The sequence below is a fragment of the Actinoalloteichus sp. GBA129-24 genome (genome assembly GCF_001941645.1).
Classification (GTDB): Bacteria; Actinomycetota; Actinomycetes; order Mycobacteriales; family Pseudonocardiaceae; genus Actinoalloteichus_A; species Actinoalloteichus_A fjordicus.
Genome location: NZ_CP016077.1, coordinates 1,251,261 through 1,278,238 on the forward strand (window position 1 = coordinate 1,251,261; position 26,978 = coordinate 1,278,238).

Annotated in this window: 25 protein-coding genes; 18 read left to right on the plus strand and 7 right to left on the minus strand. The window is 70.5% G+C overall.

Annotated elements, in window-relative coordinates; all coding sequences use genetic code 11:
• Window positions 1–31: 31 nt before the first annotated feature.
• On the minus strand, window positions 32–1,645 hold the full coding sequence (locus UA75_RS05745) for an FAD-dependent monooxygenase (RefSeq protein WP_083683932.1): 1,614 nt from the start codon (window positions 1,643–1,645) through the stop codon (window positions 32–34).
• Between the two features lie 301 nt (window positions 1,646–1,946).
• Between UA75_RS05745 and UA75_RS05750 the strand changes: the two genes are divergently transcribed.
• The 17 genes from UA75_RS05750 to UA75_RS05830 are packed head-to-tail and all read left to right on the plus strand — an operon-like array spanning window position 1,947 to window position 17,811.
• Entirely contained in the window at window positions 1,947–2,696 is a 750-nt protein-coding gene (locus tag UA75_RS05750) for a 3-oxoacyl-ACP reductase family protein (protein ID WP_075743456.1), read from the plus strand.
• A 36-nt stretch (window positions 2,697–2,732) separates the two neighbouring features.
• Window positions 2,733–3,035: an acyl carrier protein gene (locus UA75_RS05755; RefSeq protein ID WP_075739366.1), complete on the plus strand. Its 303-nt coding sequence runs from the start codon at window positions 2,733–2,735 to the stop codon at window positions 3,033–3,035.
• Entirely contained in the window at window positions 3,032–3,580 is a 549-nt protein-coding gene (fabZ, locus tag UA75_RS05760; RefSeq protein WP_083682955.1) for a 3-hydroxyacyl-ACP dehydratase FabZ, read from the plus strand. Before UA75_RS05755 ends, fabZ begins: the two co-directional genes overlap by 4 nt.
• Window positions 3,581–3,583: 3 nt before the next feature.
• Entirely contained in the window at window positions 3,584–4,648 is a 1,065-nt protein-coding gene (locus tag UA75_RS05765; protein ID WP_075739367.1) for a glycine cleavage T C-terminal barrel domain-containing protein, read from the plus strand.
• A gap of 29 nt (window positions 4,649–4,677) precedes the next feature.
• Window positions 4,678–7,005 (plus strand): beta-ketoacyl-[acyl-carrier-protein] synthase family protein, encoded by a 2,328-nt coding sequence (locus tag UA75_RS05770; RefSeq protein ID WP_075739368.1) that lies wholly within the window; start codon window positions 4,678–4,680, stop codon window positions 7,003–7,005.
• Window positions 7,002–7,730, plus strand: coding sequence for a nitroreductase family protein (locus tag UA75_RS05775; protein WP_075739369.1), 729 nt, complete (start codon window positions 7,002–7,004; stop codon window positions 7,728–7,730). Before UA75_RS05770 ends, UA75_RS05775 begins: the two co-directional genes overlap by 4 nt.
• A complete protein-coding gene (locus UA75_RS05780) occupies window positions 7,727–8,968 on the plus strand; it encodes an NAD(P)/FAD-dependent oxidoreductase (RefSeq protein WP_075743458.1) in 1,242 nt (413 codons plus the stop codon). Before UA75_RS05775 ends, UA75_RS05780 begins: the two co-directional genes overlap by 4 nt.
• Window positions 8,965–9,828 (plus strand): alpha/beta fold hydrolase, encoded by an 864-nt coding sequence (locus UA75_RS05785; protein WP_075739370.1) that lies wholly within the window; start codon window positions 8,965–8,967, stop codon window positions 9,826–9,828. Before UA75_RS05780 ends, UA75_RS05785 begins: the two co-directional genes overlap by 4 nt.
• 37 nt (window positions 9,829–9,865) lie before the next feature.
• On the plus strand, window positions 9,866–10,768 hold the full coding sequence (locus UA75_RS05790; protein ID WP_075739371.1) for an ACP S-malonyltransferase: 903 nt from the start codon (window positions 9,866–9,868) through the stop codon (window positions 10,766–10,768).
• A complete protein-coding gene (locus UA75_RS05795) occupies window positions 10,765–11,310 on the plus strand; it encodes a hypothetical protein (protein ID WP_075739372.1) in 546 nt (181 codons plus the stop codon). Before UA75_RS05790 ends, UA75_RS05795 begins: the two co-directional genes overlap by 4 nt.
• A complete protein-coding gene (locus tag UA75_RS05800; protein WP_232237644.1) occupies window positions 11,307–12,173 on the plus strand; it encodes an ester cyclase in 867 nt (288 codons plus the stop codon). Before UA75_RS05795 ends, UA75_RS05800 begins: the two co-directional genes overlap by 4 nt.
• Before the next feature lie 12 nt (window positions 12,174–12,185).
• Window positions 12,186–12,968, plus strand: coding sequence for an alpha/beta fold hydrolase (locus tag UA75_RS05805; RefSeq protein WP_075739373.1), 783 nt, complete (start codon window positions 12,186–12,188; stop codon window positions 12,966–12,968).
• A complete protein-coding gene (locus UA75_RS05810; protein WP_075739374.1) occupies window positions 12,965–13,519 on the plus strand; it encodes a 4'-phosphopantetheinyl transferase superfamily protein in 555 nt (184 codons plus the stop codon). Before UA75_RS05805 ends, UA75_RS05810 begins: the two co-directional genes overlap by 4 nt.
• A 23-nt stretch (window positions 13,520–13,542) precedes the next feature.
• Window positions 13,543–14,553, plus strand: coding sequence for a nitrous oxide reductase family maturation protein NosD (locus UA75_RS05815; RefSeq protein WP_232237645.1), 1,011 nt, complete (start codon window positions 13,543–13,545; stop codon window positions 14,551–14,553).
• Window positions 14,550–15,488, plus strand: a complete 939-nt coding sequence (locus UA75_RS05820; protein ID WP_075739376.1) for an ABC transporter ATP-binding protein — start codon at window positions 14,550–14,552, stop codon at window positions 15,486–15,488. The genes UA75_RS05815 and UA75_RS05820 overlap by 4 nt, the downstream gene beginning before the upstream one ends.
• Window positions 15,489–15,490: 2 nt before the next feature.
• Window positions 15,491–16,669, plus strand: coding sequence for an ABC transporter permease (locus tag UA75_RS05825; RefSeq protein ID WP_075739377.1), 1,179 nt, complete (start codon window positions 15,491–15,493; stop codon window positions 16,667–16,669).
• Window positions 16,666–17,811 carry an ABC transporter permease gene (locus tag UA75_RS05830; RefSeq protein ID WP_075739378.1) on the plus strand — a complete coding sequence of 382 codons (1,146 nt, stop codon included), beginning with the start codon at window positions 16,666–16,668 and terminating at the stop codon, window positions 17,809–17,811. The genes UA75_RS05825 and UA75_RS05830 overlap by 4 nt, the downstream gene beginning before the upstream one ends.
• Before the next feature lie 303 nt (window positions 17,812–18,114).
• Here UA75_RS05830 and UA75_RS05835 read toward each other — a convergent pair whose 3' ends face one another.
• From UA75_RS05835 to UA75_RS05845, 3 genes are all read right to left on the minus strand, one after another.
• Entirely contained in the window at window positions 18,115–19,206 is a 1,092-nt protein-coding gene (locus UA75_RS05835) for an NAD-dependent epimerase/dehydratase family protein (protein ID WP_232237646.1), read from the minus strand.
• Window positions 19,199–20,425 carry a class I SAM-dependent methyltransferase gene (locus UA75_RS05840; protein ID WP_075739379.1) on the minus strand — a complete coding sequence of 409 codons (1,227 nt, stop codon included), beginning with the start codon at window positions 20,423–20,425 and terminating at the stop codon, window positions 19,199–19,201. The genes UA75_RS05835 and UA75_RS05840 overlap by 8 nt, the downstream gene beginning before the upstream one ends.
• 217 nt (window positions 20,426–20,642) lie before the next feature.
• Window positions 20,643–23,408, minus strand: a complete 2,766-nt coding sequence (locus UA75_RS05845) for an AAA family ATPase (RefSeq protein WP_075739380.1) — start codon at window positions 23,406–23,408, stop codon at window positions 20,643–20,645.
• Window positions 23,409–24,328: 920 nt separating this feature from the next.
• Between UA75_RS05845 and kamB the strand changes: the two genes are divergently transcribed.
• Window positions 24,329–25,006, plus strand: coding sequence for a 16S rRNA (adenine(1408)-N(1))-methyltransferase KamB (gene kamB, locus UA75_RS05850; protein WP_075739381.1), 678 nt, complete (start codon window positions 24,329–24,331; stop codon window positions 25,004–25,006).
• Here the strand turns inward: kamB and UA75_RS34350 are convergent.
• The 3 genes from UA75_RS34350 to UA75_RS05865 form a co-directional block, all read right to left on the minus strand.
• Window positions 24,937–25,305, minus strand: a complete 369-nt coding sequence (locus tag UA75_RS34350; RefSeq protein WP_075739382.1) for a hypothetical protein — start codon at window positions 25,303–25,305, stop codon at window positions 24,937–24,939. The genes kamB and UA75_RS34350 overlap by 70 nt on opposite strands.
• A gap of 59 nt (window positions 25,306–25,364) precedes the next feature.
• Window positions 25,365–25,664: a hypothetical protein gene (locus UA75_RS34355; protein WP_075739383.1), complete on the minus strand. Its 300-nt coding sequence runs from the start codon at window positions 25,662–25,664 to the stop codon at window positions 25,365–25,367.
• Between the two features lie 159 nt (window positions 25,665–25,823).
• Entirely contained in the window at window positions 25,824–26,972 is a 1,149-nt protein-coding gene (locus tag UA75_RS05865) for a DUF371 domain-containing protein (RefSeq protein WP_198042941.1), read from the minus strand.
• Between the last annotated feature and the right edge of the window lie 6 nt (window positions 26,973–26,978).

Sequence of the window (26,978 nt, forward strand, 5' to 3'; positions counted from 1 at the left end):
ACCGTTCGGGCTGCGTGTTCAGCAGGCCCGATCACCCCCGGCAGAGCACCGCGTCGACGGCCTTGACCAGGTCGTCGGCGGCGGGGACGCCCTCGGCGCAGCGCCAGGCGACGTGGCCGTCCGGGCGGATGAGCACCGCGCCGGTGTCGGTGAGCCCGTACTCCTTCGCCCAGGTCGGTGAGGTCGGGAAGGCCGGATCGTCCGGCGAGATCAGCAGCACGTCCAGCGGGACGTCCAGCCGGTCGGCCGCCTGTGCTGCGGCGACGTCCCAACCGCTGCCCGCCGGGCTCAGCAGGGTGAGCGAGGTGCCCAACAGGTCCAGCGTGGACACCTGTCGTCCCCGGTGCGAGAGCCAGACGTGGGGCGCACGATGGCCGGGCCGGGCGGTCGGCAGATAGGTCTCGTACGGGTCTTCCGGTGCCGGGGCCTGCGTTCCGTCCGCGATGACGGCGGGCGATTCGTACCGGTAGCCCAGCACGAGGCCCTCCGCACGGCGCCGATGCGCCTGAAGGTCGCCCGCCTCCTGCATCGTGAGGCGGTCCTCCATCATGTCGATGGTGATGAGCGCGTTGCGCAGGCTCTCCTGAACCGTCCAGTCCGCGACCGGGCGGCGCTCGGTCGAGTAGGTGTCCAACAGGGCGTCCCCTGCCTCGCCGCGCAGGACCGAGGCCAGCTTCCACGCCAGGTTGTGCGCGTCCTGGATGCCGCAGTTCATCCCGAAGCCGCCCTGCGGCGTGGCCACGTGTGCCGCGTCGCCGACCAGGAACACCCGACCGCTGCGGAACTCCTCGGCGACCACGGCCTGCTGAATCCAGGGCAGCATCCCGACGATCCGCACGGGGAGGTCGGCGACGCCGACGGCGGCCCGCACCAGTTCGATGCAGCTCTCGTGGGTGAAGTCGCTCGCGCTCTCGCCCTGGTCGGGCTCGTAGCCGGTCTGCAGGGTCCACCGCCGTCTGTTGTCCACCGACTCCACCGCGCAGTAGACCTCGCCGTAGACGAAGTACAGCGCGCCGAGGCGATCGTGCAGCAGGGTGCCGAGGTCGGCGTCGAACAGGACGCTGACCATGTGGCTCAACGGCGGCGGGCCGGTCACGGCGACGCCCAGTGACTCGCGGACGCCGCTGCGGCTGCCGTCAGCGGCCACGACGTAGCGGGCGCGGACCTGCCGTTCTCCGTCGGCGTCGGCGATCGTGGCGGTGACGCCGTCGTCGTCGACCGCCAGCCGCGTCATCCGGGTGGCGAAGCGGACCTCGCCCCCGGGCAGCGACTCGGCCAGCTCGCGGAGGATGACCTCGAAGCCGTCCTGGGCGCAGATGTAGTTGTAGGTGGGGCTCTGGGGCGCGTCCTCGTGGATGCGCGCGACCTCGCGGCGGAAGTCGGGCGACGTCAGTGTCGGGCCGATGCCCAGCGCGAGGCTGTCGTCGCGCGGCAGCCCGGCCTCCTCCACCGCGGACTGCACGCCCCAGGACCGGACGATCTCCATCGTCCTGGTGGACACGAGCCGCGCCTTCGGGAAGATCGACGTCCCCTCGTGCTTCTCGACGAGCAACGAGGAGACCCCGTGCCGGGAGAGCTCGATCGAGGTGGCAAGGCCGACGGGCCCGCCGCCGACGATCAGGACCTCGACCTCGTTCTCTGTCATGCGGCTGAGGATCGCCGCTGCGATCTCGCTGGTCAATCGCCGAGTATCGAAACGAGAAGACCGTGATAACCGGCCCGGCTAGCGTTCGGTCTCAAGCGAGGCGGACATGACGCTTGAGAACTACGAGCCTGCGAACGCGCTGGTCGAGGGCATCGCTGCCCCTGCACGACCGGGGTCCGCGCCGCCAGACGCGTTCGAGGTGAATCCGGTGCGGTGCATCCCATCGACGGAGCCACGGTGAGGACGACGACGCCCCCGCCTGTCCGTGAATGTGACGAACCGCCGACGGCTGGAGACGAGGATGCTTTTCCCCGAAGGCTCGGTGGCCTTGGTGACCGGCGGTTCACGCGGGATCGGCCGCGCCGCCGCACTCGACCTGGCAAGCGAGGGCGCCCACGTCCTGGTGAACTACGCCCGCTCCGAGAGCGATGCGAAGGAGACCGTCGCCGAGATCGAGGAGGCGGGCGGCAAGGCCACGGCGATCTGCGCCGACGTCACCGACGAGACCGCGGTCCGCGAGATGTTCCAGACCGTCCGATCGGTGCACGGCAGGCTCGACGTGCTGGTGACCAGCGCCGGGATCACCCGAGACCGACACCTGGTCGCCATGAGCCTCGCGCAGTTCCGCGAGCCGATGGACGTCAACGTCACCGGCACCTTCCTGTCCTGCCGTGAGGGGCTGCGCATCATGCAGCACCAGCGCAGCGGCGCGATCGTGACGCTGTCCTCCTCCAGCGGCCTGGACGGCGGGTTCCCCGGACAGACGAACTACGTGGCGTCGAAGGGGGCGATCATCTCCTTCACCAAGGCGCTGGCCTACGAGGCCGCCCCGCACGGCGTGCGGGCGAACGTGGTCGCGCCCGGCTTCGTCGCCACGGACATGACCCGCGCGCTGTCCGGCCCCATCCGCAAGCAGTACGAGTCCCGAATCCGACTCGGCCGGATGGGACGCCCGGACGAGATCGCGCGACTCGTGAGCTTCCTGGCTTCCGAGAACGCCTCCTACGTCACCGGGGCGGTGCTCGTCGCCAACGGCGGCGGGCTCGGCTAGCGGAGCGTCACCCGAAACGACCGGCAAGGAGAGAAGATGACCATCGACGAGTTGCGGGCGCGTGCAGGCGAGCGGAAGCAGACCTGTGCCCAGATCAAGAAGATGATCGTGTCGCGGCTGGACCTGCCGATCGAGCCAGAGTGGATCAGCGACGACCAGCCGCTGTTCGGCCGGGGCCTCGAACTGGACAGCCTCGACGTCCTGGAGCTCTACGTCGCCATCGAGGCCGAGTTCGGTGTGGCGCTCTACGACAGCGACATGTCCGTGTTCGGCTCGGTCTCCAGGCTCGCCGACTCCGTCAACCCTGCGCTGCGGACGGCGCAGGCAGCCGTGGCATGACGAGCACCGACGTGGAGCCGGACGTGACTCCGGAGACGAGTTCCGCCGCGAGCCCGGAGGCGAGTTCGGCGCCGAGCGCCGAGAAGCCCAAGACGCTCACCAATCTCAGCAACGACCAGATCAAGGAACTGATCCCGCACCGGTGGCCGATGCTGCTGCTGGACCGGATCGAGAAGGTCGAGCCCGGCGTCGAGGGCGTGGCGATCAAGAACGTCGCCGGGACCGAGTTCTGGTTCCAAGGACACTTCCCGGACGAGGCGATCCTGCCCGGCATCGTCGTCATCGAGGCGATGGCCCAGCTGGCGGGCGTCGTCTTCTCGCTGGCAGGCGCGGGAAAGATCAGTTATCTCACCGGAGTCCGGTCGATGCGCTTCAAGAAGCGGATCGTGCCCGGCGACCGGATCGTGCTCTCCGCCGTGCGCACCGCAGGCGCGCGCGGTGTCGGCGAGTACCGCGTCGTGGCCAGGACGGACGACCAGGTCGCCGCCGAGGGCGTCATCACGATCACCGACCCCGGCGCCAACAACACGTTGAGAAAGGTGTGACGAATGGAATCCGCACTCACCCCGGTTCATCCTGAGGGAACCGTCTACGGCCAGGTGCTGGAGGCCTCCGTCCCGCTGCGCTACACGACGACCGAGGCCGAGTACGAGGCGATCCGCGGCCGGGCCGCCGTGCTGGACCTCGGCGGGTCGCGGCTCGTGCAGGTGCGCGGCTCCTCGGCAGGCGACTTCCTCCAGCGCGTGCTGGCCCGCGACGTCGAGTACCTGACGTCCGAGCGCTCCACCACGAGCCTGATCCTCGATGAGACGGGCGCGATCGTCGATCAGGTCGTGGTCTGGGGCCGAGAGGACGGCGCGATCCTGGAGAGCTCCTGCGGCGCGGGCACTCGGCTGATCGAGTACCTCCGGTCGCAGAACGCGGACGAGGTCGAGATCGTCGACCGCTCCGACGAGCTGACCGTCATCGCCGTCGAGGGCCCGTACTCCTGGGGCGTCATCGGCAGGCTGATCGACAGCGAGCTGGCCGCGCTTCCGCTGGACAGCGTCGTGGACACCCAGTGGGACGGCGCCGACATCCTGTTCGGCCGCACCGGTTCCAGCGGCGAGTACGGCTACAAGGTCGTCGCCGCGCACGAGACCGCCAAGAAGCTGTGGACGCAGGCCTGTGAGCACGCGGTCCCCGCCGGGCAGGACGTGCTGGAGCTGGCGATGCTGGAGGTCCGCCAGCCGGTGGTCCGCCACGAGGCGCCTGCGGGCACCGGGGTCCTGGAGGTCGGCGCGGGCTGGCTCGTGGACATCACCAAGGAGTCCTTCGTCGGGCGGGACGCCGTGCTCGCGGCCTTCGCCGAGCAGAGCGGCCCCCGGACCATCGGCTTCCGGGGCGGCGACGCCGTTCCCGCGCCGGGCACGCGGGTGCTGGCCGCCGGGCAGGACATCGGCGAGGTCGTGCACGCCGTGTACAGCGTCGGCCTCGGGGCCGCGCTCGGGCTCGCCAGGGTCGAGTCCGATCTCGCGGCCGCCGGGCTGGACCTGACGGCGGGCGACGCGGAGATCGAGACGCTGACCAGCCCGTACGTCTCGCCCAAGAGCTGGAGCATTCCGATCGTCTGATCGCTTGATCGTCTAGGAGGAACACGAGCATGGCGCTGCGACCAGTCGTCATCACCGGACTCGGTGTCATCTGTGCCATCGGCCGTGATCCGGTCGAGTTCTGGGCGCGGCTGACCTCCGGGGACAGCGGCATCACGCCGATCTCGGACGGGGCCTACGCGGCTTTCGACGCCCGCTTCGCCGGGCAGGTCCCCACCGAGTGGATCACTGATCAACTCCCGGCGGGCGACGCCGACCTCGATCGGACCGCTCAACTGGCCCTGGTCGCGGCGCGGCAGGCCGTCGCGGGCGCCGGGCTGGCGTCCGACGTCGTGGACGGCGACCGCTTCGGCATCGTGCTCGGCAAGTGTCAGGCGACGCCGGACGCCGAGGGCCGATACCAGCCGATGCACCGCACCGGCGACGTGGTCGCGGGCCGACTCGGCGCTCGCGGACCGCGCATCCTGGTGTCGACCGCCTGTGCGGCAGGCGGCAACGCGGTGGGCCTGGCCAGGGACAAGATCCTCACCGGGGAGGCCGACGTCGTGCTGGCGGGCGGCGTCGACCCCCTGCTGTTCGGCACCTACGCCGGGTTCGCCGGTCTTCAGGCGCTGAGCACCGGGCCGTGCAGGCCCTACAGCACCTCCGACGGCCTGAACCTCGGCGAGGGCGCCGCCTTCCTGGTGGTCGAGCCGCTGGATCGGGTGCTGGCTCGGGGCGGGACGCCGCTGGCCGAGGTCGCGGGCTACGGGCTCTCGGCCGACGCCTACCACGCGACCGCTCCCGATCCCACCGGTCGCGGCGGTGCCAGCGCGATGCGTCGGGCGTTCGCGGACGCGGGCATGACGGCCGAGGACGTCAGCTACGTCTCCGGGCACGGCACCGGCACGCCCGCCAATGACTCGATGGAGATCAAGGTCATGCGCACCGTGTTCGGCGATCGTGCCGGACAGGTGCCGACCAGCAGCATCAAGTCGTTCCTCGGGCACACCCTCGGTGCGGCGGGCGCCGTGGAGGCGGTGGCCAGCGTGCTCGCGCTGCGGCACGGGACGGCCCCGCCCACCATCGGCTTCGACGAGGCTCCGGAGAACGACGCGACCGAGAACGCGGCAGCCGACCCGGCGACCGCGCCCGCCGAGTCGGGCCCGCCGCCGTTGGACTTCGTGCCGAACACCGCGCGGTCCTTCCCGATCGACACGGTGGTCTCCAACAACTACGCGTTCGGCGGGAACAACGTCTCGCTGGTGCTCACCACCCCGCGTGGCGAACGGGAGTACGAGGAGCTGCCGCGAACGCCGGTCGTCATCAGCGGTCTCGGACCGGTGAGCGGACTGGGCATCGGCGTCGCGGACCTCGCCGAGGCGATCGCCACCGGCAGACAGGCCGCCGGGCAGGTCCCGTCGCTGACCGGGCGGACCTTCGCGCCGCGTTCCCTGTGGCGGCACATGAACGACCTGTCCCGCCTCGCCATCGCCGCCTCGCGGCTGGCCTGGGAGGACGCCGCCCTGAAGCTGCCGAGGGCTGCCATGGAGGACATCGGCGTGATCTTCGCGACCGCGGCGGGCTCCGTGGAGAGCACCGGCGGGTTCGACGAGAGCGTCGCGGCCAACCCGAACAAGCCCTCGGTGCTGAGCTTCTCCAACGTCGTGCTCAACGCCACGGGCGGCGCGGTCTGCCAGACCCTCGGTCTGCGCGGACCCACCACCACCATCTGCAACGGCGGCGCCTCCGCCTCGATCGCACTGGACTGCGCGGTCGAGACGATCCGGTCGGGCAAGGCCGAGGTCGTGCTGGTCGTGGCCGCCGACGAGACGGCGGAGCCTGCCCCCGAGGCACCCGGCACCACGCCCTACGGCCGGGATCACGACGGCACGATTCCCGGCTCCGGCGCGGTGGCCTTCGTGGTGGAGTCCGCCGAACACTGCCGGGCCCGAGGCGGCAGGCCCTACGCCGAGATCCTCGGCACCCGCCACGCGGCGAGTGACGGAGCCGACGGCGACGGCGAGCTGATCAGGCGCAGCCTCGACGGTCTGTCCGTCGCCGACGTCGGTCTGGTGGTCGGCGCAGGCACCGGCGGCAGCGCCGACGCCGACGAGGCGGCCGTGCTGTTCGACGCCGTTCCCGACGGGCTGCTCACCAGCCCGGTCGGCCAGACCGGAGACTGCCAGGCCGCGTCCGGCGCGATGAACCTCGCGGTGGCCGCCATGGCCGTCCGCGACGGCGTCGCACCCGCGCTGGTCGGGCTCACCAGCCCTCGATTCGGCGCCATGGACCGCTATGTGACCAAGCCGGAGATGGCGGGCGAGGTGACCTCGGCGCTCGCGCTGACCTCGGCGCCTGGTTCGCTGCGGGGCACGATCCTGCTGGGGAAGCCGTGAACTCGGCGCCGTTCGACCTCGCCGAGACCGACCGACTCCTGAGCACCACCCGGTCGGTCCGGCGCAGGCTGGACCTGGACACCCCGGTGCCGAGGGAGCTGATCGAGGAGTCGCTGCGCCTGGCGGTGCAGGCGCCGACCGCCGACAACGCGCAGAACTGGCGTTGGCTGGTGATCACCGATCCGGAGACCAAGGAGTCGCTGGCCGAGCTGTTCCGCCGGGCCTGGCGGTTCCACAAGGCCGAGATCTCCACGAAGTCGGGCAGGCGGCGGAACTCGCCGCAGGCCCGCCGCAACGAGGAGTCGGCCGCCGCGCTGCCTGCGGCCGTCGCCAGGGTGCCCGCGCTGATCCTGCCCTGTGTCGTGGGCAGGCCGCCGGATGCCGCGACGATCGACGCCGAGTGGGAACGCCTCAACGCGCACAAGCCCGCCGACGATCCGGCTCACCAGGTGCGGCTCGGACAGCTGCGGGCGAGCACGTTCTACGGCTCGATCTTTCCGGCGATCTGGTCCCTGCAACTGGCCCTGCGCAGCCGAGGGCTCGGCAGCACGATCACCTGCATGCACCTGCCCTTCGCGCGGCAGGCGGCGGAGCTGCTCGGCATCCCGTCCGGCGTGACGCAGGTCTGCATGGTGCCCGTCGCGTACACGCTCGGCACGAATTTCCGACCGGCGGAGCGCATCGACGCCGGCCAGCGCACGTTCTGGGAGGGGTGGGGGAAGTGACCCACGACGACGTCGACGTGGTCGTGATCGGCGGCGGCATCGCCGGATCGGCCTCGGCGAGCAACCTGGCCGCGCACGGTCTGTCGGTCCTGATGCTGGAGAAGCAGAAGACCTACACGGACCTGGTGCGTGGCGAGTGGCTCGCGCCATGGGGGATTCGCGAGACCCAGCTCCTCGGGGTCGACGACGCCTTCGCGGCGGGCGGTGCCTGGGAGATCCGCGAGTGGGTCCAGTGGGACGAGGTCGTGCACCCCGACGACGCGATGGCCGTGGACATGACCCGCTTCCTGCCGGAGGTCGGCGGCCCGCAGTCCTTCCCGCACTGGGGCGTCTGCGAGGCCGTGACGGAGCAGGCCGTGCGCCTGGGTGCGCAGGTGGTGATGGGCGCGTCCAAGATCGAGGTCACGGCAGGCCGGGAGCCGTCGGTGCGATACCGCACCAGCGAGGGCGAGCACGAGGTCCGGGCCCGCATGGTGCTCGGCGCCAGCGGCCGGGCCTGTGCGGTCGGCAGGCAGATCGGCGTCAGCACCACCACCGAGGTCCACCACTGGGGCGCCGGAATGCTCGTGGAGGGCTTGGACGACTGGCCGGTCGACGTGCAGGCGATGGGCACCGAGGGCGACGTCATGTTCATGGTGTTCCCGCAGGGCTACGGCCGGGCGCGGCTCTACCTGAACTTCGCCACGGGCGACCAGGAGAAGTATCGCGGTGCAGACCGCGTCGAGCGTTTCCTTGCCGCCTATGACCTCGCCGCACTGCCCGACGGCGGTAAAGCGGTTCAGGCAGCGAAACAGGCCGGGCCGTTGGTGGTGTGGCCGTCGGTGGTGAGCATCACCGACCAGAAGCCGTTGGCCGAGGGCGTGGTGCTCATCGGCGACGAGGCCGGAACCAGCGACACCATCCTCGGCACCGGGCTCTCCACGAGCCTGCGGGATGCGCGGATGGTGTGTGAGGTGCTGACCGGTGGCGACGACTGGTCGCAGGAGGCCTTCGAGCCGTTCATCTCCGAGCGCAACGCCCGGATGGAGCGACTGCACTACGGCGCGAAGATCATGACGAAGCTACAGGTGGAGTTCGGGCCGCACGCCGTAGAACGGCGCAGGCGGGCCCGCAGGCTGATGACCGAGAACGACGCCTTCCAGGTCACCGGCCTGCTGAACATGGTCGGCCCGGAGAACGTGCCGGAGTTCGGGTTCAGCGAGTTCTTCGCCGAGCGGCTGCTGAGGGAGACGGTGTGACCAACAAGAAGCTGCACGTCAACGGCGTCGACATCGCGTTCGTCGACGAGGGCCATGGCGATCCCGTGCTGCTGCTGCACGGCTTTCCCGACTCCTCCTACCTGTGGCGGAATCAGATTCCGGCCCTTCTCGACGCGGGATACCGGGTCATCGCGCCCGATCTGCGCGGGTTCGGCGAGTCGAGCAAGCCGCAGGAGATCGAGGCCTACACCCTGCGCACCATCATCAACGACGTGGTCGCGCTGACCCAGGCGCTGGACATCCAGAAGGCCCACGTCGTCGGCCACGACTGGGGCGCCGCGGTGGCGTGGATGTACGCCTTCCTCATGCCTCGGCGGGTCGACCACCTCGCCGTGCTGTCGGTGGGCCACCCGGCGACCTCGCTGACTCCGTCGATCGCGCAGCGGGAGCTGTCCTGGTACATGCTCTACTACCAGTTCCCCGGCGTCAGCGAGCAGCTGCTGCGGCGCAACGGATGGCGACTGTTCAAGCAGATCATCGGCGGCGAGGGCGACCACGCGCGCTACCTGCGGGAACTGGCCAAGCCGGGCGCGCTGACCGCGGGGCTGAACTGGTACCGCGCCAACCGATCGCCCGCCGCCGAACTGGAGCCGCAGGGCAACTTCCCGCCGGTGCTGTCGCCGACGCTGGGCATCTGGTCCAGCGGTGACAAGGCCCTGCTGGAGGAGGGCATGGCCGAGTCGGGCAGGCACGTCAAGGGACCGTGGCGCTACGAGCGCATCGAGGGCGCCAGCCACTGGATTCCGCTGGACGCCCCCGAGCGGGTCAACGAACTCCTCCTCGGCTTCCTGGGCACCCAGCAGGCCAGTGGGGCGACGCGGCGCCGCCGGCGGCTGTAGAGAGTGCCGAGGTTCTCCAGAGTCAGGAGGTCAGATCATGCTCGCGTTTCTCTTTCCCGGTCAGGGCACGCTCCGCGTGGGAATGGGGGCGCGGCTGCGGGCCAGGAAGGTCGCGGCCGACGTGTTCGCCAGGGCCGACGAACTCCTGCCCGCGCCGGTCTCGGCCCTCTGCGCGTCCGGGCCGACGAGCGCGCTGATCGCGACCGAGAACGCCCAGCCCGCCGTCACGGTGTGCAATCTGGCGGCCCTGGCGGTGCTGGCGGAGGAGGGCCACGAGCCCGAGATCGTCGCCGGGCACAGCGTCGGGGAGATCAGCGCGCTGCACGCGGCCGGGGTGCTCGATCTGGCGGGCACGCTCCGGCTGGTCTCCACGCGGGCGCGGCTGATGGCCGAGTGCGGCGGCCTCGGCGGGATGACCGCCGTGCGGGGGATGCAGCAGGCGGAGGTGGAGGCGCTGGTCGCCGAGGCGTCCACTCCCGACGAACCGCTGGTGGTGGGGCTGGAGAACGCGCAGGAGAACGTGGTCGTGTCGGGCTCCCGCGCGGCGATCGAGCGATTCGTGACCGCAGTGGACAGCCCGGGGAAGGTCCGCCCGCTGGAGGTCAGCGACGCCTTCCACTCGCCGCTGATGGCACCCGTCGCGCAGCGGTGGGCCGATGCGGTGCGCGCGGAGCCGATGGCCGCGCCGCGCATCCCGGTGATCCCCAATGCGACCGCCGAACCGACCACCGACCTCGACGTCGTGCGGGACTGTCTGATCGAGCAGCTCACCCGCCGGGTGCGGTGGGCGGAGACGATGACCAGGATCGAGGGCGCCACCTGCGTCGAGGTCGGTGACAGCAAGACCCTCACCGCCCTGCTGCGCGGCACCCCGACCCGCTGCGTCAGCATGGCCGACCCGTCGGCGGCACGCAGGCTCGTCAAGGCCGGGGCCGCATGAACCGGGCGGGCTCGGCCGTCGTCCGTTTCGCGGGGCTGACCGAGCCGCAGCAGCTCCTCGTGGGCCTGTCGGCTCGACGGCCCGCTGATACAGAGCCCGTCGCACCGGACGGCGCGGATGCCGGACGGGGTGCGGCGAGTCCGTCCGACCGGGCACCCGGCCGGGGCGAGCCGGTGTCGATCGACGAGGTGTTCACCCGCGCCGAGCGGCTGCGTTCCGGCGCGGGCCGCACCCTGGAGCACTGGGCGGGCAGGCTGGCGGCGAAGTACGCGGTGCTGCGCCTGCTGGCCGTGGCGGAGACGGCAGAGCACCTCGGTCAGGCGGAGGTGCTTCCGCAGCCGTCGCCGATGTGCGCGGCGACCGCCGCGTGCCTGCACGGCCATCCGCCGAGGGTCCGGCTCAGCGGCGATCTCGCCCGCCGAGCGGCGGAGCGCGGCGGAGAGCAGATCCGGGTGTCGATCAGCCACACCCGCGACACGGCGCTGTCGGTGGCCATCGCCTCGGCGCCCTTACCGGAAGACCACCATTGCGAGGCGGCGTGAACGTGGAACTCATCGAGATCGTTCGAGCGCACCTGGCGGCCTGGCAGACCGGTGACGCCTCGGCCGTCGCGGACTCCGTCGCCTCGTTCAGCGACCCGGACACCGAGGAGCCGATCGCCGGCGACGCGCTTCTCGCCCACGCCGAGCAGGTGCTCGCGCGGTTCGCCGGACTGCGGATCGAGATCGAGCAGCTGGTCCCCTCGGCGGAGGTCGTCCTGGTCTCCTGGCGGCTCACCGCCGATCACCGCTCCTCGTACCTCGGGATGCCCGCCACCGGCGGCGCCGTCGCGGTGCGCGGCACCGACGTGGTCACCGCCGACGCCGACGGGGCGCACGTGGTGCGGACCTTCGACCGGCTCGCCGTGGCCGCCGCCTTGGGCTTCGAGGCCCGGTTCACCCCTGCCGCCGACGGTGATCGGGAGTTCGGCGTCAGCTCCCGGACCTCGGTGGGGCGCACGACGCCGCCGGGCGTGCTCGCCCTGACCTGGCTGGAGATCCGCGACGACGCGGAGGCCGCCGACGTCGATCTGCTGAGCGTGGAGGTCGTCAAGTCGCTGCGGGCCTCCCAGGGCTTCCTGGGCGCCTCGACCTTCGACATCGGCCGCCGGAAGTTCACCCTGACGGCCTTCGACCGGGCGGAGTCGGTGCGGGCCGTGCACGCCAGACCGCATCAACGGGCGATGCGCCGGTTCTTCAAGAGCGGACTCTGCACGCGGGCGCTGACCAGCATCTGGGAGCCCACCGCGATCCGGGAGTACGCGCGGTGCCCGGAGTGCGACTCGGTCGTCACGATGCACGGCGTCGAGCCCGGTGCCGCCGCGTGCGACTGCGGATGGGCCCCGGAGCCAGAACCCCTACTGTGACTGGAGCGCTTCATGACGTTGTTCACCGCAGACCACCGGCTTGACGGCGGTGCCGGGCCTACCGCAGTGTTCGTCTCCGCCCTGTTCGCCGGTGGCTGGATCTGGGATCACCCGTATCAGGCGCTGTCGGACGCGGGCTGGTCGGTCCTGCGCACCAATCAGCCCGTCTGCGCGGTGGACAGCAAGGTCGCGGGGTCGATCGAGCGGCTCGGCGACGCGATGCTGGCGGTCTGTGACGCGGCAGGCGTCGAGGACCTCGTGGTCTGCGCCAACTCGCTGGGCGGGCTCGTCGCGATCGATCTGGCCCTGCGGTTCCCCGACCGGGTGCGCGGCATCGTGGTCAGCGGTGCGCCCGGCCTGACCGCCGACCCGGACGTAGGACTCAGCATGGACCGTCGAGCCGGGGTCAAGCCCAGCGGACCCGAGTTCGAGGCGCGGATGATGGCGGCGTTGTTCCATTCCGGACGCCACTTCAGCGACGAGCAGCTCGCGGAGACGGGAACGCTGCTGGAGCAGCCGAACTCGATGCTGAGCATGGCCCGCAGCCTTCGTGCGACGCGGTCCTATCCGGTGCAGGCCGCGTTGGAGACGGTGCGCTGCCCGTCGCTGTACCTATGGGGCAGACACGATCGGATGACGCCGGTCGACGCCTGGGTCGACGTCGTCGAGGCCCATCCCACCAGCGACATGGTCCTCATCGAGGACTGCGGTCATATCCCGATGCTCGAACGCGGAGATGAGTATTCTTCTCATCTAGCGCGGTTCATGACAAAGTTCGCGAGCGTGCCTGCGTGACGACGGTGGCGGTACTGCTCGGGGTGGACATAGTGGAGAGAGGCCGACTGAGACGCATGCTCTCAGACCTCGGCGACGTCTACCTCCGACAGGTCGCCACGCCGTCCGAGCGAAAGCTGCACACGGGCGCCGCCGACGCCGCCCCCGACTTCGCCGTCAAGGAATGCCTGATCAAGGCGGTCGGCGGCCGTCCGGACGGATTCAGCTGGCATGACTTCGAACGAGCGTCTGCCGTCGGGTCCGTCCCGCCGCCTGCCCCTGCGGTCCCCGCGCAGGCCGAGGAGATCGACGACGAGGTCACTGCGCTGCTCGACGAGGCGGCGGCAGGCCTCGGCGCGGCCACCGGGTTCGCACTGACCACCACCGACACCTACGCCGTGCGCGGCGCGAGCCGCACCGCCGCACTGGCGCGGCTGGCACCCGGTCAGGGCGGGTTGAGCGTCACCGGCGCCGCCCGCTGGGGCCTGGACGAGAGCGTGCTCGTCGCACTGGCCGTGGTGACGACTTCCGCGAAGACGATGACCAAGAAGGGAGCACCAGGATGTCCTTAGCTCAAGCCCCTGCTGAGACGGTCGTGAGACCGGGCGAATCCATCCAGCAAGCGCTCGACAGCGCGGGGGCGGGCGCCACCGTCCGACTCACCGAGGGTACCTACGCCGAACATCTGTTGATCAGACACAGCGGGGTGACACTCGTCGGCGACGGCGCCGAGCGGACCGTCCTGATTCCCGGCGGGACGGCTCCCGACGGGATACCCGAGCTGACGGATGCCACCACGGAGGTCTCCAGCGGCATCGTCATCCACGCCGAGGGCGTCACCGGCATCACGCTGCGCGGCCTGACCGTGCAGGGCTTCAGCGGCGCGGGCGTGTACGCGCACACCACCTCCGACCTCGACTTCGAGGACCTCGTGGTGCGGGACAACGAACTCTGGGGCGTCTACGTCCGCGAGTCCGGCGGCGTGCGCGTGCTGCGCTGCACCGCGTCCGGCAGCCGATACGGCGGCATCGCCCTCAGCTTCTGCTCCCGCTCCGACGCGCTGATCGAGGACAACGACACCTTCGACAACGCCTTCGGGATCTTCGTCGACAACGCCTCGTTCGCCCAGGTACGACGCAACCGCAGTCACGGCAACGCCGCAGGCGTCCTGGTGCTCAACCAGGCCTACCCCGGTGAGCCGCCCGGTGGCGCGACCGACAACCTCGTAGCCGACAACGACCTGTATGACAACGGCCTGTCGGCAGGCGTCGAGCCCGAGGGGCTCGGCGCGGCGGGTCCGCCGATCTCCGGGGTCGGCGTCGGTCTGATCGGCGCCTGTCGCACCACGGTCGTCGGCAACCGCATCGTCGATCACCGACCCAGCGGGCCCTCGGTCATCGGCGGCGCGGTGGCGATGGCCTCCTCCACGGAGTGGGGCGGCGGCGAGGTCGCGGACAACAAGGTGCTGTGGAACCGCATCACCGGCAACGAGCCGCTGGACGTCGACGTCAGTGACGGCCTCGAACGCCAGTACTTCGAGAACAACGTCGTGGACCGCACCTCGCCCGAGCACATCGAGGGCTGTTCCTCAGGAGGCGCCCGATGACTCCCACCCTGGTGTGCGAGGGTCTGGAGAAGCGCTACGGCGACAACCTCGCCGTGGACGACGTGGGCTTCCAGATCGAGCCCGCGCAGGCGTACGGCCTGCTCGGCCCCAACGGGGCAGGCAAGAGCACGACGGTGTCCATGCTGGTCGGCCTGCTGCGACCCGACAAGGGAACCGTGCGGATCTGCGGTGCCGACCTGGCGGGCGACCCGATGAAGGCCAAGGCGCACATCGGGTACGTGCCGCAGGAGATCGCGCTGTTCCCCGAGCTCACCGGCCGGGAGAACCTGCGCTACTTCGGCAGGCTCTACGGCCTGTCCCGACGTGACCTGCGCAGACGCATCGACGAGGTCCTGGAACTGGTCACGCTGACCGACCGCGCCGACGAGAAGATCAGCGGCTATTCCGGCGGTATGAAGCGGCGGATCAACATCGGCGCCGCGCTGCTGCACGAGCCCAAGATCCTCGTGCTCGACGAGCCGACGGTCGGCGTGGACCCGCAGAGTCGCAAGGCGATCCTCGACGGCGTGGAACTCCTCGTCCAGCAGGGCATGAGCCTGCTCTACATCTCCCACTACATGGAGGAGGTCGAGCGGATCAGCCACCGGGTCGGCGTCATCGACCGAGGCAGGCTGGTGGCCGAGGGCACCCGTAAGGAGCTGGTCTCCCGGCTCGGCACCGCCGACCGCGTGGAGCTGGTGCTGGACGGCGACCTCACCACTGCGGCGGAGAAGCTGCGGACCGTGGAGGGCGTCACCGAGGCCGTCGTGGTCGACGGCTCGACCGTCCGGCTGGTCGCCAAGGACGGCAGACACCTGCTGCCGTCGCTGATCGGCGCCGTCGAGGGCTCGGCGGCCGTCACCGGCGTCGAGGTGGTCGAACCCGACCTCGAAGCGGCCTTCCTGCACCTGACCGGCAGCAAGCTGAGGGACTGATCATGCTGAGAGCACTGCTGGTGGTCAGCGGCCACGAGCTGCGCACCCGGCTTCGTGACGGCACGGCGCTGTTGATCGCCCTGGTCGCCCCGGTGGCGTTGGCCTCGATGTTCGGCTTCGCCCTCGGCGGCGACGATCCGCCGCTGCGGGCCACGATCGGCATCGTCGACCTCGACGGCGGCGAGTTCCCGGCCAGCGTCCAGAGCGAGGCGCTGGACTCCGAGGAACTCGAGGGCATCCTCACGTTAGAGGCCTTCGACGCCGAGGACGAGGCTCGCACCGCACTGGACGAGGGCGCGATCGGCGCCGCGATCGTGTTCCCCCCCGGCTTCAGCGACAGCGTCGGCGACGGCCGAGGCGGCGAGGTCGACGTCATGACCTCCGAGGCCGCGCCGTTGGCGGGCGTCGTCGCCACGAGCATGGTCGACCGGATCTCGGCACTCGTCGAGGCACGCACCCTGGCGGTGCGGGCCTCGCTGGACGCGGGCGTGCCCAGTGACGAGGTCGGGGAGTTCGTCGAGGCCAACGGCGCCGAAGGCCCCGCGCTGACCTTGAACAGCGACCCGATGACCGGGGGCAGCATCGACTCCTCGGTCTACTACGGGTCGGGCATGGCCGTGCTGTTCGCCTTCCTCGTCGTGGGCACCTCCGCGCGGAGTCTGCTCACCGAGCGGCAGAACGGGACGCTCAGCCGCATCAGGGCGGCACCGGTTCCACCGTGGACGGCCGTGGCGGGGAAGGGGCTCGTCGGCTTCGGCCTCGCGTTGACCAGCATGTGCGTCACGTGGGGCTCGTCGGTGCTGTTGTTCGGGACGAGCTGGGGTGATCCACTCGCCGTGTTCGCGCTGTGCGCCGCACACGCGCTCGCGGCGACGGCGATCACGATGCTCATCGCCAGCGGCGCCAAGACCGACGCACAGGCCGACGGCTTCAACCTGGGCATCGCCTTCGTCTTCGCGGTTCTGGGCGGCAGCCTCGTCCCGCTCTACAACCTGCCGGACGTCCTCCAGACGCTGGCGCTGATCACGCCGAACGGGTGGGCGTCCACCGGCCTGTCCGAACTCGCCGTCTCCGGCGGCGGCATCGGCGCGGTCGCGGTTCCTCTCGCCGTGATCGGCGGGATCGCGCTGGTCACGGGTGCGCTCGCCGCGCTCCGCTTTCGGAAAGGACTCTTCGGATGACGCTGCGTGCCGTCGGCGCGCTGGTCGCCGCCAACCTTCGCCGCCAGACCCGCGACCGGATGGGTCTGTTCTTCATGGTGGTGATGCCGTTCATCGCCATCATCTTCGTCGGACTCGCCATGGGCGGCAGCTCCTCGGGAGCACAGATCCCGGTCGGCGTCGTCGCCCAGGACGTCGACGAGACGGGCGAGGCGATCCTCGCGGAGCTGCGGAACAACTCCTCGCTGGCCGTCGAGGACGTCGAGAGCGCGGATGCGCTGGGCGACGCCGTCCGGCAGGGCTCACTCGCGGCGGGACTGGTGATTCCCAGCGGCTCCACCGAACTCGACCTGGTCATGACCCAGATGAACGGCACTGGAATGGCCGCCCGCAGCGCCATCGACGCCTCGCTCGGCAAGGTGTCGGCGGTGCTGGAGGCCACGCGGGCAGCCACCTCGGCGGGTTCGTCCCCTGAGCAGGCCGCCGCCGACGTCCGTGCCGCGCAGGAGGAGGCGGTCGCCGTCACGGTGAGCACCTCCGGCTCCGGGGACGGCACGCCCACCGGCTTCGCCTACACCGCGCCCGCCAACCTGCTGCTGTTCACCTTCATCAACTCGATGGCGGTGGCGGCGGCACTCGTGGAGAGCCGCAGGCTGGGCATGACGCGGCGCACCCTGGCCGCCCCGGTCAGTCAGCGGGCCGTCCTGCTCGGCGAGGCCGTCAGCAGGCTGCTCGTCGCGGTGGCGCAGGCCCTGCTCATCACCGTGGTGAGCAGCCTGATGTTCGGCACCAGCTGGGGCGATCCGCTGGCGGTCATCGCGATCGTCGGAGCGTTCTGCCTGGTAGCCACGGGCGCGGCGATGCTGGTCGGCAGCCTGGCGAAGTCGAGTTCGCATCCGCCCGCGATCGGGCCGCCCATCGGCATCATCCTCGGCATGCTCGGCGGCTGCTTCTGGCCGAGGGAGGTCGCGCCCGACGCGCTCAACGCGGTCGGCTACGTCTTCCCGCACGCCTGGGCGATGGACGCGCTGCTCACCCTGACCACGCCCGGCACCGGAGTCGGGCAGGTGATGCTCGAACTGGGCGTCCTGTTGGCGATGGCCGTGGTGATGATGGTCATCGCCATCACGGTGTTCCGCCGCCGGAACCTGGTCGTGAGCTGAGGCGATCACACCGCCGACACCCGGTTCCGGTCGGACCTGACGAGACCCCGGCTGCCGCCTTTCCCGGCGGCGGCCGGGGTCTTCGCGTGTTCGCCGAGGGCGGTTTCTCGCCTGTTCGGCGGGCCGAGACCGTTCGCCCGTTGGGCGGGCCGGGGTGCGGCGGACCTGTTGCGGTGCTCGGTCGACGTGCCGCCCGGTCTGCCGCGGTCGGCGGCCTTGTCGGGCTGGAGGACGGGAGCGGCACGTCGACCGTGGCCGGCTGTTTGCTGCCTGTCGAGCGGTTCCTGGTTCGGCCTTGCCGGATCAGGACCGCGGCGAGAGGGACTCCTCGTGCGCGGTCTCCTCGATCAGAGCAGCCACCGTGTGCTTCAGCGCCGCGCGCAGCTCGACTCCCGCCTGCCAGCCCGTCACCGTCCGGAATCGGGTCGGGTCGGCGATGATGCTGCGAAAGTCCATCTCCGTCGCGTGCACGGGGGCGGGCACCGACACGACGTCCACCGCAGGGCGACCGGTCTGCTCGGCGACCACCGCAGCGATTGCGGTGAACAGTGCGCGGACGGTCGTGCCTCGTCCGGTCCCGATCAGCCAGTGCGTGCCCGAGAGCGCGTCGGCATGATCGACGCAGGCCAGGACGGCCTCGGCGGCGTCCCGGACGTGGAGCAGGTCCCGTTCGGTCTCGCCGCCGTCCCACACGGTCAGCGGCTCGCCCGCCAACGCGCGTCGAGCCATCGCCGTCACCACGCCCCGGTCGGCGGCGTGCGGGGCGGCGCCGAACACCGTGGGCAGGCGCAGCGACACGCCTCGGAGCACGCCATCGGCGGTGGCGTCCGTCAACACCTTCTCGGCGGCCGACTTCTGCCGGTCGTAGACCGTCGCAGGCTCGTCCACCTCGGTGCCGTCGACGAGACCCGAGCCGCCTGCACCGAGCTGTGAGGTCGAGCCCGGCACCACGACGATCGGCGGCGGTCCCGGTCGCGGGTTCGACCGGAGGATGCGTACGAGATCACGGGTCACTCCGACGTTGGTCCGCTCGCTGTGCGGGTCCGCCTCGGCGGCCCGCCACGTCCCGCCGCCCGTGTAGAGCAGCAGATTGAGCACGACGTCCGCGTCCGCCACTGCCTCGGCCAACGCCCCGGTGTCGGTGAGATCGGCGGTGATCACCTCCGCGTCCACGGCTTCCGGCGGCACCGGGCTCGGCCCCCTGGCCAGCAGCCGCAGCCGGGCCGGGCGGCGGGCCAGCGCCGCCGCCACGGCCGAGCCGATGAAGCCGGAGGCGCCCAGCACCGCGATGCGCCGAGCCGGGTTCGCCGTCTCGGTGCCGTCGATGTCGTGCCGTGCTGCCGTGTCGACGAGTGCTGCCGTGTCGACCATGGAGCCGCCCGCGTGCTCAGACAAGGTGCACGGTCGGGACGTAGAGGATCCACTGTCCGCCGGAGTCGCGGAACGCCTGTTCCTTGGCCATGATCTCCTCGGCGTGGTTCCAGGCGAACAACAGCGCGTACTGCGGGTAGTCCTCGTGGAAGGCCGACGGCGGCCGAACCGGCAGGTGCGCCCCCGGCGTCAGCTTCCCCTGCTTGGCGGGCGTCGTGTCGCAGACGAAGGAGACCAGGTCCGGCCCGATGCCGAGGTAGTTGGTCACCGTCGCGCTCTTCGCCGTCGCCCCGTAGCCGACGACCCGGTTGCCCTTGTCCCGCTGCTCCCGCAGGAACGTGAGCAGGTCGTCCCGGTTCTTCTCGACCCGAGTCCGGAAGTCGGTCAGCGTCGCGAGATCGGTCAGCTTCGCGGCCTCCTCCGCCGCGAGCAGTTCGGTCACCGCCGAGGTCCGCTGCCGTGCTCCCGGCCGGGCCAGGGTGTAGCGGACCTCGCCGCCGTGGACGGCGAGCCGCTCGACGTCGACGAGTTCGAGGCCGTGCCGCCGGGCCATCTCGTCGACCGAGCGGGCGGTGAAGAAGTAGAAGTGCTCGTCGTAGATCTGATCGAAGGAGGCCCGCTCGACGATCTCGGCGAAGTAGGGGTCTTCGAAGACGAAGACGCCGTTCGGCGCGAGCAGCGTCGTCACACCCCGGAGGATCGACTCCATGTAGGGGATGTGACACAGGGTGTTGGCGGCGTAGATGACGTCCGCAGGCCCGTCCGAGGTACGGATGGACGTGGCGGTCGACTCCTCGAAGAAGGCCTTGCGCACCCGGATGCCCTTGGTGGCGGCCAGTTCGGCGACTCCGCCGGACGGTTCGACGCCGAGGTGCCGGACGCCTGCCGTGGCGATGGTGTGCAGCATCGTCCCGTCATTGGAGCCGAGTTCCACGATGAACGGGTCGTCGCCGGTCAGCTCGGTGTTCAGGAAACGCTGCGCAAGGCCTTCGAAGTGCGCCCGCATCACGGTCGATCCCGAGGACAGGTATGGGTAGTCCTCGTGGAACATCTTCTCCCTGGGGACCTCCTCCATGAGCTGCACCATGTCGCACGTCTGGCAGATCCCCACGGCGAGCCGGAAGAAGAACTCCTGTGCCTCCTCGCCCGGCGTCACGAACGCGTCAGATGCCGGCTGCTTCCCGAAGTCGATGAACTCGTTGACCGTATCTCCGCAGATCCGGCACGACGATGTGGTTGACATATGACACTCCTTGTAGTCCCTGATGCTGTCTCGGGCGTCCGATCCCGAGGCGAGTACGCAGGTGCGGGGGCATGGTCGGCGGCGGTGACCGATGTCGATCGATCCGGTGTGCCGCCGGAGTTCGGGGAGGGGCCCGGTTGTGCAGGCCCGCGCCTCGTGTCGGTGTCCGATCTGCGTCACTCGACGCCGGGTCGTCCGGCGCGAGCGCGATCAGACGTCACCTCGTGGCGGCCGCGTTCGTCACGGCGGGCAGGTCGTTCCTGCTCTTCACGCCGAGCTTGCGGTAGACCCGGGTCAGATGCTGTTCGACGGTGCTGACCGTGACGTAGAGCTGATCGCTGATCTCGCGGTTCGTGTGTCCGATCGCCGCCAGCTCAGCGACCCGGCGCTCCGATTCGCTGAGGGAGTGCAGTCCGATGACCTCGGCATCCCGACCCGTCCTCGCGGCTCCGACGTCCTGATCACCGGTGTGCGTGCCCGTGGGCGCGGGCAGGCGGCCGATGCCCGCTTCGGTCGCCTCCGCGCGTGGCCGGCCACGGGCCGGGTCCGAGTCGCCCGCCTGGCGCAGCTGGTTGAGGTCGCGCAATGCCCTGGCGAGTGTCAACCGGTCGCCGGAGCTGCGCAGACAGTCGATCGCCTGACGCAGCAGTGCGTTGCGCTGCGCGGGTTCGCTGCTGGCCGCCAAGGTCCGCAGCGAGATCCCCCTGGTCCGCTCGTCGACGGTCCCGACGCGCTCGAGCTGCTGCCTGACGAGATCACGAGCCACCCTGGGCCTGCTGAGCTGGAGGTTGGCCTCCGCAAGGCCGCTGCGCCACGGCACCAGCATGGGGAAGTCGATGTCCCATTCCTTCATCAGTCGGCCGCAGCGCTGGAAGTCGTTGATCGCGGCCAGCACCCGCCCGGCGGCCAGGTGATGGTGGCCTCTGGCATGCAGGTAACGCAGTCCCCACTGCGTGGTGAACGTCGATTCCCCGACCCGATGCCGCAGCGCCTCCGCAGCCCTCTCGTGCTGCTCCAGAGCGGTCGCGGCCAGCACCAGAGTCCCCAGCGGATAGCCGATCTGGACGCCCCAGCCGCGCGGGGGCAGCCGGTGGAACGCGGCCTCGGCGTGTTCGACTGCTGTGACGGCGTCGCCGCGCCGGAGCAGGATGTCCGCGTGCAGTGCGCCCAGGACGGCCTGCCACGTGACCTCGCCCCGACGATCGGCCTCCGAGGCGAGGCGTCGGCACCACCAGGCTGCGCGATCCGGCTGCCCGCCGTAGACCAGGGTCTGGATCGCCGTTGCCGCGATCTCCAGTGCCATGCCGCCGAAGCGGCAGCTCTGCAGGATGTGCTCGGCGCTGGCGACGGCTGCGCCGTCCCCGCCGTGCGCCCAGACGGTGGCCAGCATCCGCGTCGTGTCGACGAGCGGGTCCTCGCCCGCGGGCGGCGACGTCGTGCTGAGCGCGCCGAAGACGTCCTGGGCCGAGCCGAAGACCCACTCGTATGCGATGCGCAGCTCCGCCGACGTCTGCGCGTCGATCCCGCCAGGTGCGGCGAGCAGCGTGTCCAATGCCTTCGCCGCCGTCGTGCGGTTGCCGTTCCACACCGCGTGCCGCACCACGGTCACTGCGTCGCGCGTCGCGAGCCTGCCGTCCTCCAGCGCGGGAAGCAGCTCGGCGAGGTGCAGCGCGGCCGCCGACGGATTCACGCTCCACAGCGCCCTGATCAGCGACACCGAGATCTTGAGCCGCTCGTCCTCGTGCTCGGTGCTGCGCAACGCCAGGTCGAGGCACCGCACCGCGATGTGTACCTCGTCGCCGATGAGTGCCTGTTCGGCGGCGTCGCGCAGGACGCCGACCGACCAGTCCGCGTCGACCTCGTCCGCCGCGATGAGGTGCGCGGCGACCTTCGGCGCCGCGGCGCCGTCCTGGTGCAGCAGCTCGGCTGCGTGCAGATGCAGGAGGGGACGCTCCACCGAGGGCAGGCCGTCCAACACCGCCTTGGTCGCGGCCGGGTGTCGGAAGGCACCGTCCTGCAACAAGCCCGCCGAGGTCAGGATCTCGACGATGCGACCGGCGGTCTCCGGGATCAGCCCCGCCAGCCTGCCGATCAGCGCGGGGGTGGCCTGGGTACCGAGCACGGCCACCGCGCGCGCCACCCCGAGCAGATCGGGGTCCCAGCGGTGCAGACAGGCCTGGACGGCCCTCGCGAAGGCGGCACCCACCACCGGCTGCGGATCGTCGTCGGCGGTCGATGCCGAGGACTCGCCGCTCTCGTAGTCCTCCAACAGCGCATTGAGCAGCATCGGGTTGCCGCCGGTGAGGTCCGCGTAAGCGGGCGCGAGGCGGCCGGCGTTCGTCGCGGACATCGACTCGCCCAGTAGATCGGTGATCTCCTCGATCGACAACGGCCCGAGCCTGATTCGGTGATGCCTGCGACGGGTGAGATCGGCATAGAAGAGCGGCAACGTCGTCTGCAGGTACTCCCATTCGTTCAACACGAGCAGGATCGATGCGGACTGCATTCGGCGGCGCAGATAGAGGAGAAGTTGTAAGGAAGAGCTGTCAGCGAACTGGACGTCGTCGATGCAGACGACGACGGGGCGCCTGCGCGCCAGTTTCAGCAGTGCGGCGCAGATCTCCTGGAGGATACGAGCCCCGGTGTGGTGGATCGACCGGATGTCAGGCCCGACATCCTCGACGGTGAGCGTCTCGGCAGTGACGAGTCGCGATACCTGGTCGGTGACCTCCGGCGGTACGTCGGAACTGTAGAAGAGCTGCTCGACCACACCCATCTGCAGGACGCATTCGGCGCGTGATCCGGTGGCGCTGAGTACGAGTGCACCGGATTCACTTGCGTACCGTGACAGTCGATGCAGTAATTCGGTCTTGCCACTCGCCGGACCTCCGGTGACGAGTGCCAATCGACCGTTGTGGGTGCTACTCTCGTCTAATAAGGATCTGAGTATTCGCAATGCTTCGCGGTGACCCGAATAAGCCATGCCGTTACCCCCAGCTGGCGAGTCGAGTGGGACGTCGTAGGGAAGTCGGCGATCGTAGACCGGCCACTGATCGGGTGCAGGAAATGGGTCGCCGACGGTATTCAGCACGATTCATAGAACGCCGTTGATGCCCCCAGATGGCCGGTCGCTTCCCGGCGGGAGCCTAACACACGATTGGCCGAGGTCAAGTGTTCCTAGTGCTGTTCTGACCAGCTGCTCGCCAGCCAAGGAGTTACCAGTGTGCACCCGGGCGAGCCGCCGCCGCAGATGTCTTCCGGGTAGTCGAGTAGCCGGTCAAGGATACGCTTAGTGAGGTCCACTGGATCTTCAACAATGGTAGCTGTCCTGGACAGCTAGTGGCTTCTGTGCTAGGGGGGAAGAGGTGGTCGACGTGATCGTCTCCGGTCCTGTGTGGCCGCCTGGTGGACGTCTTATTCGGGCGCCCCCGATTGCGCTCCGTGCACCTCTCGTCGAAGCGGTGAAGCATGGATTGCCGGTGGCCATACTGTTTATTGCCGAATGGTTACCGACGGTTCGTGCTCGGGTCGCCCGTCGTGTTGTCCGAAACTGCTGGGAACCGACTGCGGAAGGCGCGCGTCATAGTCGAGCCGGAGTGTTCCTCAACAGATAAAAGGAGTGTTCAGTGAAATCGGCTCACTACTCTCGTCCCCAGCCGGACGCGACGCCGCAGGCGCCCGGCGCGCCGACGGCGGCCCCATGCCTCGGCACGAAGCCCGTGCCGGTGTTGATCAGCAGCCCTGCCGCCGATGCGCCGACGTAGAGCCGCCCCACGCGGCGGGGTCGAGCCGTGCGACCACCACCGGGCGCGCGCCCGGCGTCTGCCGCCGACGCGCGGGCCTCATTCCGTTCGTACGCCGGGTGCGGCTGCACGTCCGATTGCGGCGCTAGGCTCACCGGCCATGCGTCGTGTCACCGGGAAACAGGTCGTCGACACCAGTGCGGCCGACTTCGACGAGCTGGTGTCACGACACGAGGGCGTCGTTTTGGACGTGGGCACCGGCGATGGCAAGCACGCCTACCACGTCGCCCGCCGCCGACCCGCCGAGCTGGTGGTCGGTCTCGACGCGGCGAAGGACAACCTGCGCCGGATCGCGGCCAAGGCGGCGGCGAAGCCCGCCAAGGGCGGCGTGTCCAACCTGCTGTACGTGTGGGCAGGCGTGGAACGACTGCCCGCCGAACTGCACAGCGTCACCGAGGTGCACGTCCTGATGCCCTGGGGCAGCCTGCTGCGCGGCATGCTCGGCTCCGACCTGACGATGCTGCGTGACCTGGCGGCCGTCTGCGTGCCGAACGCCGAGTTCCTGATCACCCTGAACCTGCATGCCTGGCGGCCCGCCGTGCCGGAGGTCGGGACGCATCCGGAGCCGACGCCCGCCTCCGCACTGCGTGACCTGGCCCCGGTGCTCGCCGCCCAGCGGTGGCGGCTCGACGAGGCCGACTACCTCGATGCCGAGGAGATCGACGCACTGGCCACCTCGTGGACCAGGCGACTCAACTCCTCCCGCGATCAGCTCGACGTCCTGGCGCTGCGCGGTGTGATCAACGCGAGGGACGCGGGCGGGGGCGACGGTGCATGATCGAGTCGGGCCGCCCCGGTGTTGTTCGAGGCCTTGTCATCCTCTCGTCCTGCCAGTCTGGCTGCCAGCCAGCCGCGGGCCCCGGCAACAGTGACGCCCTCGCGGAGCACGTCGCGGAGCACCGGCTCGTCGCTCCCGCGATGTGCCAGCTCCGCGACCGTGAACTCCAGGGGCCGGACGTCGTTGCCGATCCACCTGGTCACCTCGGCGGCGAGGTCGTCGACCTGGCCCTCCCAGCGATCATCGTCCACGTCGTCGGGTCGGATCAGCAGCGGATCGACGTCGCTCGTCGGCACCATCGAACCTCGGGCCGCCGAGCCGAAGATCGCAGCGTAGCGGGGCGGGGTCGACCACGACGTCAGGCGATTCCCGAGACGTTCGAGGAACGTCTCGCGAAGCCGAGCGAGCGCGATGACGTCTCCGCCGCGAGATGATCACGATTGAGGCGACAGGCGTAAGCGCTGCCGATCCTCGCTGTGTGCACGGTGCCCTGCTCGGTCAATCGTCTCAACACCTTGCGGATCCCCGCTTGGGAGAACTGCGGGAGCGCGCGGTGCAGCTGCCCGGTCGTGAACGTGACTCGATGCCGGGCCAGCACTGCCAGGATGTCGCCGTCGAGAGTGGCCGTGATCGTGGCGAACGGGCGGCTCAGCTCCATCGGCCCTCCCGGTCGCCTCGGTCAGACAGTGCGGCGTCCGCACTATTGTGCGGAAGGCCGCACAATAGTGCAGCCTTCGCATGGTGTGCCCCGCGTGCAGGCCTGCCCATCATCGTGGGCGCAGGCCGGGCCATGTCGGCCCCGATCGGGTTGCGCCGCTCAGCGCGAGGGACGTTCGTTGAGTGCGAGGACGAAGTCGTAGGCACTCCGGCGCGACCAGCCCGGCTGCGCGGCGAGGGCGAGGGCGATGGTCCTTGCGGAGACCGAGTCGGCCAACAGTGCGTTGACCAGGCTGGTCGGGTCCACCCGGGGGAGCAGGTCGGTGTCCTGCTCGGCGTCCACCCGACACAGCACGTCGCCCCGCTCCGGAGCCCGAAGCTCGGTGGCGGGCCCCCACCACGGTCGCTCGGCGCCCGCAGGCGTCGCGCTCACCACGGCCACCCGCCGGGGCCCCGCCTGCCGGTCGACCTCCGCCAGCACTCGGGGCAGCTCGGCGGCCGGTGCGCCGAAGACGACGGCGGTGCCGGGATGCGCGGCGACCAGCCGAGACACCTCGCGAGGCGGGAGTCGGCCTGCCGACAACACCGGCGTCGTCTGCGGTGAGACCGCCGAGACGGCCAGCTCCGGCGGCAGCCCGAGCACCTCCACGGCAGGACGGATCGGCGCGGCGAGGACTGCCGTCACCGACGGATCGGTGACGTCCGATGTGGACACGGCGAGCACTCGGCCGCCCGCCGCGAGGCAGGCCGCAGCCTCGGCCGCTCGCCCGGCTCGGGCGCCGTGCGCGGCGACGACCGCGCGAGCCGCAGCGTCCTCGGCGATCACCAGATCGGCGGCGGCGCACTCCACGGCCAGTCGATGCTCTCGGCCGGGCCCCGCGCGGAACCGGACCAGGACCCCGCCCGGCGGCCCCGGTGCGCGCTCGACCAGCACGTCGATCTCGGCCGTCGGCTCCGCCGCCTGCCGCATCAGCTCGCGCGGCAGTCCCGCCGCCGAGAGATCCGCATCGGTGGCCAGGGTGTCGGGGAGTCGCTCCGAACTGCGCCGCACCACCGCTGACGACCCGGGCTGCCACAGTGAGTTCCCCGTGGCGTGCACGACGGCCTCGACGCCGCCTGCGGAGATGGTGATCCGCAGCGGCCCGGCCACCGCGGACTCGGCGGGCCCGACGGACTCGGCGGCCACCCCGATGACGCAGGTCGCCCTGGCGGTGATGTCGGCGTCCGTCGAGAACTCCAGCGTCTTGGCGTGGGTTCCCCGGACGGCGGCGTGGCCTCGGCAGCGCAGCCGCAGGACCTCGATCGACATGATCAG

Excerpts from the sequence above, each read along its gene's own strand:
- UA75_RS05845 (WP_075739380.1), bottom strand. The coding sequence starts at position 23,408 with ATGGCTTATTCGGGTCACCGCGAAGCATTGCGAATACTCAGATCCTTA.
- UA75_RS34350 (WP_075739382.1), bottom strand. The coding sequence starts at position 25,305 with ATGGTGCCGACGAGCGACGTCGATCCGCTGCTGATCCGACCCGACGAC.
- UA75_RS05825 (WP_075739377.1), top strand. The coding sequence starts at position 15,491 with ATGCTGAGAGCACTGCTGGTGGTCAGCGGCCACGAGCTGCGCACCCGG.
- UA75_RS05750 (WP_075743456.1), top strand. The coding sequence starts at position 1,947 with ATGCTTTTCCCCGAAGGCTCGGTGGCCTTGGTGACCGGCGGTTCACGC.
- UA75_RS05770 (WP_075739368.1), top strand. The coding sequence starts at position 4,678 with ATGGCGCTGCGACCAGTCGTCATCACCGGACTCGGTGTCATCTGTGCC.
- UA75_RS05790 (WP_075739371.1), top strand. The coding sequence starts at position 9,866 with ATGCTCGCGTTTCTCTTTCCCGGTCAGGGCACGCTCCGCGTGGGAATG.
- UA75_RS34355 (WP_075739383.1), bottom strand. The coding sequence starts at position 25,664 with ATGGAGCTGAGCCGCCCGTTCGCCACGATCACGGCCACTCTCGACGGC.
- UA75_RS05755 (WP_075739366.1), top strand. The coding sequence starts at position 2,733 with ATGACCATCGACGAGTTGCGGGCGCGTGCAGGCGAGCGGAAGCAGACC.
- UA75_RS05805 (WP_075739373.1), top strand. The coding sequence starts at position 12,186 with ATGACGTTGTTCACCGCAGACCACCGGCTTGACGGCGGTGCCGGGCCT.
- UA75_RS05840 (WP_075739379.1), bottom strand. The coding sequence starts at position 20,425 with ATGTCAACCACATCGTCGTGCCGGATCTGCGGAGATACGGTCAACGAG.
- kamB (WP_075739381.1), top strand. The coding sequence starts at position 24,329 with ATGCGTCGTGTCACCGGGAAACAGGTCGTCGACACCAGTGCGGCCGAC.
- fabZ (WP_083682955.1), top strand. The coding sequence starts at position 3,032 with ATGACGAGCACCGACGTGGAGCCGGACGTGACTCCGGAGACGAGTTCC.
- UA75_RS05865 (WP_198042941.1), bottom strand. The coding sequence starts at position 26,972 with ATGTCGATCGAGGTCCTGCGGCTGCGCTGCCGAGGCCACGCCGCCGTC.
- UA75_RS05765 (WP_075739367.1), top strand. The coding sequence starts at position 3,584 with ATGGAATCCGCACTCACCCCGGTTCATCCTGAGGGAACCGTCTACGGC.
- UA75_RS05820 (WP_075739376.1), top strand. The coding sequence starts at position 14,550 with ATGACTCCCACCCTGGTGTGCGAGGGTCTGGAGAAGCGCTACGGCGAC.
- UA75_RS05745 (WP_083683932.1), bottom strand. The coding sequence starts at position 1,645 with ATGACAGAGAACGAGGTCGAGGTCCTGATCGTCGGCGGCGGGCCCGTC.
- UA75_RS05830 (WP_075739378.1), top strand. The coding sequence starts at position 16,666 with ATGACGCTGCGTGCCGTCGGCGCGCTGGTCGCCGCCAACCTTCGCCGC.
- UA75_RS05795 (WP_075739372.1), top strand. The coding sequence starts at position 10,765 with ATGAACCGGGCGGGCTCGGCCGTCGTCCGTTTCGCGGGGCTGACCGAG.